The sequence below is a fragment of the Pseudomonas sp. RL_105y_Pfl2_101 genome (assembly GCF_963970585.1).
Taxonomy (GTDB): domain Bacteria; phylum Pseudomonadota; class Gammaproteobacteria; order Pseudomonadales; family Pseudomonadaceae; genus Aquipseudomonas.
On the sequence record NZ_CAXAPG010000009.1, the window covers coordinates 105,721 to 119,948 of the forward strand.

Below are 14,228 nucleotides of genomic sequence, written 5' to 3' on the forward strand. Positions count from 1 at the left end.
GAGTCGCAAGGCTCCCGCTTGCTAACCTGATAGGTGTTACATGGCAGGCGCAAAAGAGATTCGCAGTAAGATTGCGAGCATCAAAAGCACGCAAAAAATTACCAGCGCCATGGAAAAAGTGGCGGTCAGCAAAATGCGCAAGGCACAAATGCGCATGGCTGCTAGCCGCCCTTATGCGGAGCGCATCCGCCAGGTGATTGGTCATCTGGCCAACGCCAACCCGGAATATCGCCACCCGTTCATGATCGACCGTGCTATCAAGCGCGTCGGTTACGTTGTGGTGAGCAGTGACCGTGGTCTGTGTGGTGGCTTGAACACCAACCTGTTCAAGGCCCTGGTCAAGGACATGGCTGTAAACCGCGAACAAGGCGTCGAGATCGATCTGTGCGTGATTGGTAGCAAGGGTGCGGCTTTCTTCCGCAACTTCGGCGGCAACGTCGTCGCCGCTATCAGCCACCTGGGTGAAGAGCCGTCGATCAATGACCTGATCGGCAGCGTCAAGGTGATGCTGGATGCTTACCTGGAAGGCCGGATTGACCGCCTGTCCGTGGTATCCAACAAGTTCATCAACACCATGACGCAGCAGCCAACCGTGGAGCAATTGATTCCACTGGTGGCGACCCCGGAACAGGAACTCAAGCACCACTGGGACTATCTCTACGAACCGGATGCCAAGGAGCTGCTTGACGGCTTGATGGTCCGCTACGTGGAGTCGCAGGTCTACCAGGCGGTGGTCGAGAACAACGCAGCTGAACAAGCAGCGCGGATGATCGCGATGAAGAACGCTACCGACAACGCCGGTGATTTGATCAGCGATTTGCAGCTGATCTACAACAAGGCGCGTCAGGCTGCGATCACCCAAGAGATCTCGGAAATCGTCGGCGGCGCTGCCGCGGTTTAACGGTTCAAATATTCAGAGGATCCAGCTATGAGTAGCGGACGTATCGTTCAAATCATCGGCGCCGTTATCGACGTGGAATTTCCACGCGACAGCGTACCGAGCATCTACAACGCGCTGAAAGTACAAGGCGCGGAAACTACCCTGGAAGTTCAGCAGCAGCTGGGCGACGGCATCGTTCGTACCATTGCGATGGGTTCCACCGAAGGCTTGAAGCGCGGTCTGGACGTTATCGACTCTGGCGCTGCCATCTCCGTACCGGTCGGTAAAGCGACCCTGGGCCGGATCATGGACGTACTGGGTAACCCGATCGACGAAGCTGGTCCGATCGACACCGAAGAGCGCTGGGGCATTCACCGTCCTGCGCCATCCTTCGCTGAACAAGCGGGCGGCAACGACCTGCTGGAAACCGGTATCAAGGTTATCGACCTGGTTTGCCCGTTCGCCAAGGGCGGTAAAGTGGGTCTGTTCGGTGGTGCCGGTGTAGGCAAGACCGTAAACATGATGGAACTGATCCGTAACATCGCCATCGAGCACAGCGGTTATTCCGTGTTCGCCGGTGTGGGTGAGCGTACTCGTGAGGGTAACGACTTCTACCACGAGATGAAGGACTCCAACGTTCTGGACAAAGTGGCACTGGTCTATGGCCAGATGAACGAGCCGCCGGGAAACCGTCTGCGCGTAGCCCTGACCGGCCTGACCATGGCCGAGAAGTTCCGTGACGAAGGTAACGACGTTCTGCTGTTCGTCGACAACATCTACCGTTACACCCTGGCCGGTACTGAAGTATCCGCACTGCTGGGCCGTATGCCTTCGGCAGTAGGTTACCAGCCGACCCTGGCTGAAGAGATGGGCGTTCTGCAAGAACGTATCACTTCGACCAAGGAAGGTTCGATCACTTCGATCCAAGCGGTATACGTACCTGCGGATGACTTGACCGACCCGTCGCCAGCGACCACCTTCGCCCACTTGGACGCCACCGTCGTTCTGTCCCGTGACATCGCTTCCCTGGGTATCTACCCAGCGGTTGACCCACTGGACTCGACTTCGCGCCAGCTGGATCCGAACGTGATCGGCCAGGAGCACTACGACACCGCTCGCGGCGTCCAGTACGTACTGCAGCGCTACAAAGAGCTGAAGGACATCATTGCGATCCTGGGTATGGACGAGCTGTCGGAAACCGACAAGCAGTTGGTATCCCGCGCTCGTAAGATCCAACGCTTCTTGTCGCAGCCGTTCTTCGTGGCTGAAGTCTTCACCGGTGCCTCGGGTAAATACGTTTCCCTGAAAGACACCATTGCTGGCTTCAAAGGCATCCTCAACGGTGACTACGACCACCTGCCAGAACAAGCGTTCTACATGGTCGGCGGCATCGAAGAAGCGATCGAGAAAGCCAAGAAACTGTAATCCCGGCGCCCGGCAACGGGCGCTAATTTAGGTTGAGGCAATCAGATGGCTATGACAGTCCATTGCGATATCGTCAGTGCGGAAGGGGAAATCTTCTCCGGTCTGGTCGAGATGGTGATTGCGCATGGTGAGCTGGGTGATCTTGGTATCGCTCTGGGTCACGCACCGCTGATCACTAATCTGAAACCGGGTCCGATCCGCTTGATCAAGCAGGGCGGGGAAGCCGAGGTGTATTACATCTCCGGTGGTTTCCTCGAGGTTCAGCCGAACATGGTCAAGGTCCTTGCCGACACTGTGCAACGTGCTGCCGACCTGGACGAAGCCTCCGCTCAGGAAGCCGTCAAGGCTGCCGAGAAGGCCCTGCACGAGCGAGGCGCGGAGTTCGATTACGGTTCTGCTGCTGCACGTCTGGCCGAGGCCGCAGCTCAGCTGCGCACCGTCCAGCAGATCCGCAAGAAGTTCGGCGGCTAGGCCGTCTGCTTCCTGTGCGATTGATTAAAAAGGGTAGCCTCGGCTACCCTTTTTTCTTTTCCCGACACTCATCATCTGGTCGCAACCGCTGACCACCCAGGATTGGTAGCCAGTCATGTCTCTCGAAATCGTTATCCTCGCGGCCGGTCAAGGCACCCGCATGCGTTCGGCGCTGCCCAAGGTCTTGCACCCGGTAGCCGGCAATTCCATGCTTGGCCATGTTATCCACAGCGCCCGGCAACTTGATCCACAGCGCATTCACGTGGTGATCGGCCACGGCGCCGATGCGGTACGCGAACGCCTGGCGGCGGATGACCTGAATTTCGTCCTGCAGGACAAACAACTGGGCACCGGTCATGCGGTCGCCCAGGCCGTGCCGTTCATCACGGCTGATACGGTGCTGATTCTCTACGGCGATGTGCCGCTGATCGAAGTCGACACCTTGCAACGCCTGCTCAAGCATGTCGCGCCACAACAGTTGGGCCTGTTGACCGTCGAGCTGGACGACCCCACCGGTTATGGCCGCATCGTGCGTAACGTGGACGGCCAAGTAACCGCCATCGTCGAGCAGAAGGACGCCAACGAAGCCCAGCGCGCGATCACTGAAGGCAATACCGGGATTCTGGCCGTACCGGCCGAGCGTCTGGGTGACTGGATGAGTCGTCTGTCGAACAACAACGCCCAGGGCGAGTACTACCTGACCGACGTGATTGCCATGGCGGTCAGCGACGGGCTGGTGGTCGCCACCGAGCAGCCGCTGGACGCCATGGAAGTGCAGGGCGCCAACGATCGCCGGCAACTGGCCGAGCTGGAGCGCCACTATCAATTGCGCGCCGCCCGCCGCCTGATGGCGCAAGGCGTGACCCTGCGCGATCCAGCCCGTTTCGACGTGCGCGGTGAAGTCAGCGTGGGTCGCGACGTGGTCATCGACATCAACGTCATCCTCGAAGGCAAGGTTGTCATCGAAGACGACGTGGTCATCGGCCCGAACTGCGTGATCAAGGACAGCACCCTGCGCAAAGGCGTGGTGATCAAAGCCAACAGCCATCTCGACGGCGCTATCATGGGGGAAGGCAGCGACGCCGGCCCGTTTGCCCGCCTGCGCCCAGGTTCGGTGCTGGAAGCCCGTGCCCATGTGGGTAACTTCGTTGAACTGAAAAACGCTCATCTGGGCGAAGGCGCCAAGGCTGGGCACCTGACCTACCTCGGTGACGCTGAAGTCGGCGCCCGCACCAACATCGGTGCCGGGACCATTACCTGTAACTACGATGGCGCCAACAAGTGGAAAACCGTGTTGGGTGAAGATGTGTTCATCGGCTCGAACAACTCCTTGGTAGCACCTGTGGATATCTCCAGCGGCGCGACCACGGCGGCCGGTTCGACCCTCACCCAGAATGTGGATAACGGCCAATTGGCAGTCGGACGCGCCCGTCAGCGCAATATCGACGGCTGGAAGCGACCGGAAAAAATCAAGAAGCCGTAAAGTTATCCACAGACCCTTGTGGGAGCGGGCTTGCTCGCGAAAGCGGTCTGTCAGGCAAAGCCGTATTGCCTGATCTGGCCCATTCGCGAGCAAGCCCGCACACATTTGTGAGCAGATTTCTGAATTTTTCTCCCGGCACCTTGACGACATCCCTTCAATAGGTTTTGATTGCTTACGTTATCTTTCGAATCGAAACTTATATCGCCATGTCGAAACGCAACACACCACAACGCCGTCACAACATCCTAGCCTTGCTCCAGGAGCAGGGTGAGGTCAGTGTGGATGAGTTGGCCAAGTGCTTCGAAACCTCGGAAGTTACGATTCGCAAGGACCTCGCGGCCCTGGAAACCAATGGTTTGCTGCTGCGTCGCTACGGTGGTGCGGTGCCGATGCCGCAGGAGTTGGTGGCCGATAACGGGCAAAGCGTCTCCAAGTACAAACTGGCCATTGCCCGGGCCGCCGTGAAGCGGATCCGCGAGCACGCGCGCATCATCATCGACAGTGGTAGCACCACCGCCGCCATGATCCCGCAACTCGGCCAACAACCGGGCCTGGTGGTGATGACCAACTCCCTGCACGTCGCCAATGCTTTGAGCGAACTGGAGCACGAGCCGGTGCTGTTGATGACCGGTGGCACCTGGGACCCGCACTCCGAGTCGTTCCAGGGCCAGGTGGCCGAGCAGGTCCTGCGTTCCTATGACTTCGACCAGTTGTTCATCGGCGCCGACGGCATCGATCTGGTTCGAGGTACCACCACCTTCAATGAATTACTGGGCTTGAGCCGTGTGATGGCTGAGGTTGCCCGCGAAGTGATCGTGATGGTGGAGGCCGACAAGATCGGCCGCAAGATCCCCAACCTGGAGCTGCCGTGGAGCAGCATCCATACCCTCATTACCGATGATCGCCTGCCCGTAGAGGCCCGCGATCAGATTCAGGCCCGCGGCATCACCGTGATCTGTGCGCCTGTCAGCCAGGAGAAATAGCATGTGTGGAATTGTCGGCGCCGTTGCTGAACGCAACATCACAGCAATCTTGCTTGAAGGCCTCAAGCGCCTGGAATACCGCGGCTACGACAGCGCCGGTGTGGCGGTGTTCACCAACGACCAGAAGCTTGAGCGCATGCGTCGCCCGGGCAAGGTCAGCGAGTTGGAGAATGCGCTGCAAGCCGAACCGCTGCTCGGTCGCCTGGGCATCGCTCACACCCGTTGGGCCACCCATGGCGCGCCGTGCGAGCGTAATGCTCACCCGCATTTCTCCGGCGATCTGGCGGTGGTGCACAACGGCATCATCGAAAACCACGAAGCCCTGCGTGAACAGCTCCAGGCGCTTGGTTATGTGTTCACCTCGGACACCGACACCGAAGTCATCGCCCATTTGCTCAATCACAAGCTCAAGGACCTGATGGACCTGACCGTCGCGCTCAAGGCCACGGTCAAGGAGTTGCACGGTGCCTATGGCCTGGCGGTCATCAGCTCGAAACAACCTGATCGACTGGTGGCGGCCCGCAGCGGCAGCCCATTGGTCGTCGGCCTGGGCCTGGGGGAAAACTTCCTGGCGTCTGATCAGTTGGCGCTGCGCCAGGTCACCGACCGCTTCATGTACCTGGAAGAAGGCGATATCGCCGAAATTCGCCGCGACAGCGTGCAGATCTGGGACCTCGACGGCAAAGGCGTGGAACGTGAGACCGTCCAGTACCGCGACGGTGCTGAAGTCGCCGACAAGGGCGAGTTCCGCCACTACATGCTCAAGGAAATCCACGAACAACCGACTGTGGTGCAACGCACCCTGGAAGGCCGCATGAGCCAGAGCCAAGTGTTGGTCCAGGCGTTCGGTCCACAAGCGGCCGAGTTGTTCGCCAAGGTCCGTAACGTGCAGATCGTGGCCTGCGGCACCAGCTATCACGCCGGTATGGTCGCCCGTTACTGGCTGGAAGAGCTGGCCGGTATTCCTTGCCAGGTCGAAGTGGCCAGCGAGTTCCGCTATCGCAAAGTCGTGGTGCAACCCGATTCACTGTTCGTCACCATCTCCCAGTCCGGCGAAACCGCCGACACCCTGGCCGCCCTGCGCAATGCCAAGGAACTGGGTTTCCTCGCCAGCCTGGCGATCTGCAACGTGGGCATAAGCTCGTTGGTGCGTGAGTCTGACCTGACCCTGCTGACCCAGGCCGGTCGTGAGATCGGCGTGGCATCGACCAAGGCGTTCACCACGCAACTGGTGGGTCTGCTGTTGCTGACGCTGTCCCTGGGCCAGGTCCGCGGCACCCTGGGTGAAGGCGTCGAGGCCAAGCTGGTGGAAGAACTGCGTCGCCTGCCCGCCCGGCTGGGCGAAGCCTTGGCCATGGACGCTATTGTGGAAAAAATCGCCGAGCTGTTCGCTGAGAAAAACCACACCCTGTTCCTGGGCCGTGGCGCGCAGTTCCCGGTGGCGATGGAAGGGGCCTTGAAGCTCAAAGAGATCTCCTACATCCACGCCGAGGCCTACCCGGCCGGAGAACTCAAGCACGGCCCGCTGGCGCTTGTGGATAACGATATGCCGGTGGTCACCGTGGCGCCGAACAACGAGCTGCTGGAAAAGCTCAAGTCCAACCTGCAGGAAGTGCGCGCCCGTGGCGGCCAGTTGATTGTCTTTGCCGACGAAAAGGCTGGCATGACCAACGGCGAAGGCACCCACGTGGTGCACATGCCGCACATCCACGACATCCTGTCGCCGATTCTCTACACCATCCCATTGCAGTTGTTGTCGTACTACGTCGCCGTGCTCAAGGGTACCGATGTGGACCAGCCGCGTAACCTGGCGAAATCGGTCACGGTTGAGTAAGGATGCTGCGCGGGTAACGGATTGTGGTTTTAGAGAATTAAAACTGTCGCTGGTGAATTAAATCTGTCGCAGGTTGCTGATTGTTCTGATCAGCGCCTGTTACGGACGTGCCCAAAATCCCTATTGCCTGCACGAAGCAGCCTCGCTCCGATCTGCATATGACTCCGAGAATCCGGCGCGATGAATCGCTACATTCGTATATGCAGCGAATCCTTTACCTCAATTTGGGAAATCCGGATTTCTCGAAGCTAAAAAAACTCCTACCGTACAAAATCGATAAGCTGACGATAAAAATCATTGCGTCAGTTCTGAATTGGCCAGGATGCTACGGCTTCAATCGTTTACTTCATGAACACACCAGTTATGCACTTGTTGGTGTGTTCAAGGACACTAACTGTTGGCGCCGATGCCGAGTTGACCCAGTTGCCGAGATTTTACTGACCCAGTCTGACTCCTCGTGAATCATTGTTTGTGCTCGATTGTTGTAGTTTTAGAGATGGGACAGTCTTGCGTCGGCAATTAGGTCAATCCGGGGGCAGCATCAACAGCACATGACTTTATTTACATATGTATCTGCTCATGGAGGTGTAAGGTGTTTGGTCGATTGAGGTTTTTGTCAGCGAGGAACTCATGGTAGTTCGAGTTCAAGGGGGGCTTGGTTAAAAAGTGTTGCTGTCTATTATTCAGCGTGTGCTGATAATTTGTTACAGTTGGATACATTTTTTTTATCTTCAGTGCGAGAGATTTAATAGCAACGCATGATGATACCTTGGGCATAATAGTTGCGCCTTGAATGCCATCCGGTGCCGTTTGGTGCTCGGCTCATCGGCAGTGCTTCATGTCAGACCAGTCTTCTCCAACACAATTGACCAAGGGATTCTGATGATCTGGTTTCTTGAAGGGCAAGCTTCTCAGCGTGAGATCATCCTGGGCGCCCGCGAAGCTTTACCCGTGGGCATTAAAATCTTTGCCTCCCACCGCGCTGATCGCCCTGAAATCACCCGTCTGGCTGACCACAGCTTCGTTGAGCCTTTGGATCGTGACGAGCGCCTTCTGTGGGTGATCAAAACGGCCCGCGCCAATGCAGTCAAAGTCGTCGTAGCGGGTCGCGTGGGCGGAGCCTATGAGGCACATCGACATGAGTTCGAAAATGCTGGGCTGGCACTGGTCACCGGAGGTACCTCACCTAGAACGTTTGAGCTCGTCGATAACAAAAGCCTGTTTACTGCCGAAGCCGAGCGCGCGGGCCTTGCCTGTGTACCTGCTATCACGGTCAACAATGCCGATGAGCTGGTGTCTGCCTATCAGCTACTGTCGGCCCAAGGTGCGGTGTGCATCAAGCCGGTGGTCGGGATTTATGGGCAGGGATTCTGGCGCTTCAATGAACACTGCGATCCTTTCCGCTGCTTCGCTAATCCTGACGCTCGCGAGGTCAGTTTCAATGCGTACCTGAGCCTTTACAAGCAGGCTGTAGAGCAACCCCCGATGCTGGTCATGCCCTACATGATGGGTAGCGAGTGCTCTGTAGATATGGTGTGCGAGGGTGGAAAAGTCATCGAATTTGTCGGTCGTCGCAAGGAGGGTGTGCATCAGTTTTTCGAACGTGACACCCCGGCTACCCGTTTAGCTTTGCGCGCCGCAGAGCATTTTGGCTGTGACGGTATCGTCAATGTTCAAACCCGCGACGATGCCGCAGGCCAGCCTCATCTTCTTGAAATCAATGCGCGCTACTCCGGAGGGATCGGTTACACCCGTGCAACCGGCATCAACCTCGCCGGTATCTTTGCGACCCGTCGACTGGGCTTCCCTGTACCTATCAGCGACTGGATTGACGGTGTGCGGGTCAAACCGATCACCGTCGCTGTGACTATCTCTGGTTGATATTAAATTGCCTCTCAAGTTGTTACACTTTTGTACAGTCAATACGATTTTACTCAGGGAGGGAGTGCATGCTCGCGCCAGGCGCTAACACCGCTTTATCAGGAAGCAAAGCCGCCTGGACCTTAGAATCCGATCAGCTGACAGCCTTCGGATCGACGGCGGCCATTGCTCTTCTTCCGGTTGATGAAAAACGTAGCCCTAAAGGCACACCGGCCCTTTTCCATGCGCCCCAGACAGATTGGATGGAGTGGAGCGGGGAACCTGAGCAAATTGCCTGTTCCATTGACTTCACAAGACTTCCGACTGGAAGCGACCGGGTGTTGGTTGTCGTTTATATCTATTCGAACCTTGGGCCAATCAGTGCCTTACGAGCGTTGCGTTTAACTATTGACGGCACAATTAAGTATCACCTGGACATCAGTGGCCAAGGTGAAACCGCGATGATTATCGGGGAGTTTTACTTAAGAGCTGGGCAGTGGAAATTCAGGGCGCTGGCCGAAGGGTCAGCTTATGGACTGTCGGCACTGGGCCGCCGTATCGGCCTCGATATCGACGACGCCAACCCCGAAAGCCGTAGGTCTGATCCCGAATCTGGCCGTAACGGATCGGCCTCCAGTGCTACCGGTACCGGGTTCGCCGTGTCGCCATCGATGGTAGTGACCTGCGCCCATGTAATTGAGGGGATGTCTGAGGTAAGGATCAACTCATTTAATGGTCATCATCGGGTGGAGCCGGTGATGGTCGATACACGCAACGACATTGCGCTCTTGCGCGTTGAGCATGGAACGCTTTCTCCGGTACGGTTTTCCGGTGCCTCAGGGTGTTCACTGGGTGATCCGGTGGTCGCCGTAGGCTACCCGATGTCAGGTGTTGCAGGAGGGGGCGCGCATGTTACGCAAGGGGGTGTCTCCGCGTTGTTTGGCCTGCGCAATGACTCGAGCCTGCTGCAGTTCACGGCGCCAATTCAGCCAGGCTCAAGTGGTAGCCCGCTGTTCGACGCTGCTGGGGGTGTAATGGGGATGGTCACTTCATCCGTTCCCGACGCTCAGAATATGAACTTCGCGGTGAAACTCAATCTCCTTGTTTCTTTTCTCGATGCGTGCAATGTGTCGGTAGTGCTTGATCCGCTCAAGGCGTCTATAAGCGCCTCGGAAATTGCCCGACGCGTACAACCCTCGCTATGGAAGATTGAAGCTCGAAATTGAATCAGCGTTTTTGCAGTGGATTTTTAGGTGCGTACGTTAGGTTCACTACTACCGGCCACAGGAAACAATTATGGAACTTAACTTAGTGAACCACGGACCGACGAGGATGAGCGCGCTACTGATGCGCGGGCTACTCGAAGTTAACATTGCCGCATCCACTATTTCTCCGGAAACCCTGTTTGGATTTGCCGAGCGTCGTAATCCCAAGCGCGCATTTCTATTTGTCTCTCGGGTATTAGGCAAGCATATCCCGGTCAAGCCATCGGTGATGCAAGCGAGCTATGAGTGCCTGGCTGCGCAAATTCCTGCTGACCTGCCTGGCCCCGTGCTGGTCATTGGCATGGCTGAAACTGCCGTTGGTCTAGGCGCTGGCGTACACCGCGCATTCAGTACCACCCGCCCCGATACGCTGTACATCGTGAGTACGCGCCACCCCGTAGGCCGCGATATTTTCGCTCGTTTTGAAGAAGAGCACAGCCACGCCAGCGCACATCTGATTCATATGCCCGTCGATCCTGAGCTGCGAGACGCACTGCTGAACGCCCGTTCTCTGGTGCTGGTGGATGACGAGGCCTCAACCGGCAAGACGTTTATCAATCTGCACACTGCATTGATCAACAGCGGCCTGTCGCAGATCGAGCGCGTTGTCACGTGCGTGCTGACGGATTGGTCGGGTGATGCTGTGACCAACAGCATCGGCAACTCAACCGCTCAGGTTTCCCTGATTCGTGGTGACTATCAGTTCATCGAGGATCTGCAAGCCCCGCTGCCCGAAATGCCTGAGTTGGGCACCGTTGCGGCGGGCGATTGGCCAATTGATCCGCTGAACGATTGGGGTCGCCTCGGCACCCGTGCAGTAGCAGACACCCTGGCCCCGGATATTGTGATTGAGCCGGGACAGCGGGTGTTGGTGGTAGGCACGGGTGAGTTTGTGTGGAAGCCGTTCCTGCTGGCCGAGCGCCTGGAGCGCGGTGGCGCTGATGTGCATTTCAGCTCGACTACGCGCTCGCCCATCGCTCTGGGGCACTCGATTCACCATGCCATGTCATTTTCCGATAACTATGGGCTTGGAATCGTGAACTTCCTCTATAACGTTGCACCAGGCCAGTTTGACCGTGTGCTGATCTGCACGGAAACCGATGCGATGGCAGTGCCTTCGTCGCTGATCGAGGCGTTGAGCGCGGAGGTCATCGTCGATGCGCGTTAATCGCCCACTGGCCTTGGTGGACCTGGATGACACGTTGTTCCAGACGGCGCGCAAAATGCCGGAGGAAGCCGAGCGCTTCCCTGCATCCTTTGACGTGTCAGGCAACGTGAGTGGCTATATGTCAACGGTGCAAAAGCAATTCGTCGAATGGCTCTTGATGAGCACCGATGTGGTGCCGGTGACTGCCCGCTGCGCTGAAGCGTTCAGTCGCGTTCGACTCGACTTCCCCGGCGGGGCGATCTGCTCTCACGGTGCCGTGATCCTCAATCCGGATCGCAGTGTCAACAGCGACTGGCACGCCATTATGATTGAGACGCTGCGGGACTATCAGCTGCGGCTGCCGCAACTCTGCGCCGCCGCCCTGCAACTTGGCGAAGAGCGGGGCATTTCCCTGCGCGGCTGGGTGGTGGAGGAAGCCAAACAGCAGCACTACGTCGTCATCAAGCAAAACACTGGCCGAGACTCGGACCTTGCAGCGATTTTGATGCAAATCAAAGCGCGCGGGTTGCTTGAGGATATGCACGTGCATACCAATGGCAACAACCTGGCGCTGTTGCCCAAGGGGCTATCCAAGCGTGTAGCCGTTGAGCATTACCTCGCCCTTGATAGGCAGCTAAATGGTGGGCGGCCTGTGCTCGGTTTCGGCGATAGCATTACCGACCTGGGTTTCATGGACCTCTGTCATTTCTGGTCCACGCCGGCGCGCAGTCAATTGGCGAGTGCGGTGCAGGGGGTTATCCATGAATAACGCGCTCACGGCATTGGACACTGTCGGCAGCGGCAGTTACCTAGCGGATGATGTGCATTTTCTCTTGCAACCCATGCAAATGAGCGCGACGGATGTGCTGGAGAAGGAGCGCCTGATCCAGTCCAGAGAAAAGCATTATTCTGAAATGATCAGCACCGAGTCGGCGCCCTCAGCCACGCATATGGCGCTTTATGAGCATGCAATGACACAGAACGCGGGCCGTATGGCCGCCGACGTGCAGTCCCTCGCCCTGGCCCTTGATCATCTCTACCCTGGCCCGACCATTGCCCTCGTCTCGTTTGTGCGGGCCGGCCTGCCGTTGGGCGTGCTGCTGCGTCGGGCGTTACTCGACAAAGGCCGAGACACCAGCCACTACGGGATCAGTATCGTCCGTGACCGGGGCATCGACACCGTTGCCCTCGAGGCGATTATCGCCCGTCATGGTGCTGAGAACGTGGTGTTTGTCGATGGCTGGACAGGCAAAGGCGCCATTTCCGGTGAGATCAAGCGCAGTCTGGCTGGCGATTCACGCTTCCCCGAGACACCGCGCCTGGTGGTGCTGGCTGATCCCTGCGGCCGCGCCTGGTTGGCGGCGTCGTCGGATGACTGGATCATTCCATCCGGCATCCTCGGTGCGACGGTATCCGGGTTGATCTCGCGCAGTATCTGGCCTGCCAACGGCGGGCTGCACGGCTGTGTGATGTATAGCCACCTGGAGGCGCATGACGTTACCCGCGACTTCATTGATCGAATCGAAGCCATTCGCCAGGACATCGACGTGGACGCGGCCCAGCCATGGACCTCGACCCAAGCCAGCGCCCTGCAACAACTTGCGCAGGGCACCGTCGACCAGTTGGCATCGCGTTTCCAGATCACCAACATGAACCGCGTCAAACCGGGCATCGCTGAAGCCACGCGAGCTGTCCTGCGTCGGGTGCCGTTCAAGGTGCTGGTACGTGATCGGGCTGACATTGATGTTCAGTTGCTGATGCACCTCACCGAACGGGCCCATGTCGATGTGGAGGAGGCCGGTGATGCTCTGGGCCCCTACCGCGCAGTGACCATTATCAAGAGCGTGAGTTGATGAAGCTCATCTCACCTTTCGCACTGGGCGCAACGCTGTACATGCCGGCGACACGCGCAGACATCACCGAAGTGATAATGGGCCGCAAGTACCCCGAACTTCGTTCCGTGGTGATTTGCCTGGAAGACGCGGTCGCCCAGTGCGATATCGCTGACGCCTTGAAAGACCTGCGTAATGTCCTGCACAGTATTGGTCGCGAAAACGGTCGCCCGGCCAATGGACCGCTGGTGTTTGTTCGACCGCGAGACTCTTCGATGGCGGCAGTGCTGAATGACTGGCCGGAGATCTGTTGGATCGATGGATTTGTGGTGCCCAAGCTGACGCTGGTCAACTTGATTAAATGGCAACAGGCCGTCACTCATCCCGGCCTCGCACTCATGCCCACCCTCGAAACGAAAGAGGTCTACAGCCCGAACGCGATGGTCGAGTTGGGTGATGCACTCAAGCGTGAACTGGGTGACAGGATCATTGCGTTACGCATTGGCGGCAACGACTTGATGGGCTGCCTGGGTCTGCGCCGTAACCCGAGGACCACGCTTTACCAAACGCCCATGGGCTATGTGATCCCGATGCTGGCGGGGGTGCTGGGCGCCCAGGGCTTTGCGCTCACTGCGCCGGTGTTCGAGCAGATGTCGACCCCACAATTGCTGGGTGAAGAGCTGGAGTTGGACATTGCTCACGGCCTGGTCGGCAAGACGGCGATTCATCCTGGGCAGATCGCTGTTATCCAGGATGCATTCCGCGTGAGCATCGAGGACCTCAATAGTGCAATGTTGATCGTCAACGATGACGCTCCGGCTGTATTCAAGCATGACGATGCCATGTGTGAACCCGCCACGCATTTTCGCTGGGCGACCAGAATTATCGAACGCGCCCAATGGCATGGCGTGAAAGCTGCCGATTCATCTTATGCAGAGCAACTGCGATTGGCGGAAGTGAGCCGATGAAAGCAATGCCTTTAGCGTCATGGTGTTGCTATCAAATTCAGTAACCGGTGTTTCTGATACCAACCAGAAACACAAAGATC

The 14,228-nt window shown here is 57.7% G+C and carries 12 protein-coding genes; all 12 read left to right on the top strand.

The window, feature by feature from the left end; translation table 11 throughout:
• Window positions 1-40 precede the first annotated feature (40 nt).
• The 12 genes from atpG (at window position 41) to AACY31_RS13240 (ending at window position 14,148) form a co-directional block, all read left to right on the top strand.
• The gene (gene atpG, locus AACY31_RS13185) at window positions 41-901 is read left to right on the top strand and encodes a F0F1 ATP synthase subunit gamma (protein ID WP_003207090.1); all 861 of its coding nucleotides are present in this window, start codon (window positions 41-43) and stop codon (window positions 899-901) included.
• 27 nt (window positions 902-928) lie between these two features.
• Complete coding sequence (atpD, locus tag AACY31_RS13190) at window positions 929-2,305, top strand: F0F1 ATP synthase subunit beta (RefSeq protein ID WP_339479834.1); 1,377 nt, start codon at window positions 929-931, stop codon at window positions 2,303-2,305.
• 45 nt (window positions 2,306-2,350) lie between these two features.
• On the top strand, window positions 2,351-2,776 hold the full coding sequence (locus AACY31_RS13195) for a F0F1 ATP synthase subunit epsilon (protein ID WP_003207087.1): 426 nt from the start codon (window positions 2,351-2,353) through the stop codon (window positions 2,774-2,776).
• Window positions 2,777-2,891: 115 nt separating this feature from the next.
• Complete coding sequence (gene glmU / locus AACY31_RS13200) at window positions 2,892-4,259, top strand: bifunctional UDP-N-acetylglucosamine diphosphorylase/glucosamine-1-phosphate N-acetyltransferase GlmU (protein ID WP_339479836.1); 1,368 nt, start codon at window positions 2,892-2,894, stop codon at window positions 4,257-4,259.
• Between the two features lie 206 nt (window positions 4,260-4,465).
• Window positions 4,466-5,242 carry a DeoR/GlpR family DNA-binding transcription regulator gene (locus tag AACY31_RS13205; protein ID WP_339479838.1) on the top strand — a complete coding sequence of 259 codons (777 nt, stop codon included), beginning with the start codon at window positions 4,466-4,468 and terminating at the stop codon, window positions 5,240-5,242.
• 1 nt (window position 5,243) lies between these two features.
• Window positions 5,244-7,076 carry a glutamine--fructose-6-phosphate transaminase (isomerizing) gene (glmS, locus tag AACY31_RS13210; RefSeq protein WP_339479839.1) on the top strand — a complete coding sequence of 611 codons (1,833 nt, stop codon included), beginning with the start codon at window positions 5,244-5,246 and terminating at the stop codon, window positions 7,074-7,076.
• A gap of 882 nt (window positions 7,077-7,958) precedes the next feature.
• Entirely contained in the window at window positions 7,959-8,957 is a 999-nt protein-coding gene (locus tag AACY31_RS13215; protein WP_339479841.1) for an ATP-grasp domain-containing protein, read from the top strand.
• A 68-nt stretch (window positions 8,958-9,025) separates the two neighbouring features.
• Window positions 9,026-10,162 carry a trypsin-like peptidase domain-containing protein gene (locus AACY31_RS13220; protein WP_339479843.1) on the top strand — a complete coding sequence of 379 codons (1,137 nt, stop codon included), beginning with the start codon at window positions 9,026-9,028 and terminating at the stop codon, window positions 10,160-10,162.
• Between the two features lie 70 nt (window positions 10,163-10,232).
• On the top strand, window positions 10,233-11,369 hold the full coding sequence (locus AACY31_RS13225) for a phosphoribosyltransferase domain-containing protein (protein WP_339479844.1): 1,137 nt from the start codon (window positions 10,233-10,235) through the stop codon (window positions 11,367-11,369).
• Entirely contained in the window at window positions 11,359-12,117 is a 759-nt protein-coding gene (locus AACY31_RS13230) for a trehalose phosphatase (protein ID WP_339479846.1), read from the top strand. Before AACY31_RS13225 ends, AACY31_RS13230 begins: the two co-directional genes overlap by 11 nt.
• The gene (locus AACY31_RS13235; RefSeq protein ID WP_339479848.1) at window positions 12,110-13,201 is read left to right on the top strand and encodes a cysteine protease StiP domain-containing protein; all 1,092 of its coding nucleotides are present in this window, start codon (window positions 12,110-12,112) and stop codon (window positions 13,199-13,201) included. The genes AACY31_RS13230 and AACY31_RS13235 overlap by 8 nt, the downstream gene beginning before the upstream one ends.
• Complete coding sequence (locus AACY31_RS13240; protein WP_339479849.1) at window positions 13,201-14,148, top strand: HpcH/HpaI aldolase/citrate lyase family protein; 948 nt, start codon at window positions 13,201-13,203, stop codon at window positions 14,146-14,148. Before AACY31_RS13235 ends, AACY31_RS13240 begins: the two co-directional genes overlap by 1 nt.
• Window positions 14,149-14,228 lie beyond the last annotated feature (80 nt).

Bases quoted from the DNA above. Each gene is read 5' to 3' on its own strand.
- AACY31_RS13240 (WP_339479849.1), top strand. From the start codon at position 13,201: ATGAAGCTCATCTCACCTTTCGCACTGGGCGCAACGCTGTACATGCCG.
- AACY31_RS13205 (WP_339479838.1), top strand. From the start codon at position 4,466: ATGTCGAAACGCAACACACCACAACGCCGTCACAACATCCTAGCCTTG.
- AACY31_RS13235 (WP_339479848.1), top strand. From the start codon at position 12,110: ATGAATAACGCGCTCACGGCATTGGACACTGTCGGCAGCGGCAGTTAC.
- glmS (WP_339479839.1), top strand. From the start codon at position 5,244: ATGTGTGGAATTGTCGGCGCCGTTGCTGAACGCAACATCACAGCAATC.
- AACY31_RS13225 (WP_339479844.1), top strand. From the start codon at position 10,233: ATGGAACTTAACTTAGTGAACCACGGACCGACGAGGATGAGCGCGCTA.
- AACY31_RS13230 (WP_339479846.1), top strand. From the start codon at position 11,359: ATGCGCGTTAATCGCCCACTGGCCTTGGTGGACCTGGATGACACGTTG.
- glmU (WP_339479836.1), top strand. From the start codon at position 2,892: ATGTCTCTCGAAATCGTTATCCTCGCGGCCGGTCAAGGCACCCGCATG.
- AACY31_RS13220 (WP_339479843.1), top strand. From the start codon at position 9,026: ATGCTCGCGCCAGGCGCTAACACCGCTTTATCAGGAAGCAAAGCCGCC.
- atpD (WP_339479834.1), top strand. From the start codon at position 929: ATGAGTAGCGGACGTATCGTTCAAATCATCGGCGCCGTTATCGACGTG.
- AACY31_RS13215 (WP_339479841.1), top strand. From the start codon at position 7,959: ATGATCTGGTTTCTTGAAGGGCAAGCTTCTCAGCGTGAGATCATCCTG.
- AACY31_RS13195 (WP_003207087.1), top strand. From the start codon at position 2,351: ATGGCTATGACAGTCCATTGCGATATCGTCAGTGCGGAAGGGGAAATC.
- atpG (WP_003207090.1), top strand. From the start codon at position 41: ATGGCAGGCGCAAAAGAGATTCGCAGTAAGATTGCGAGCATCAAAAGC.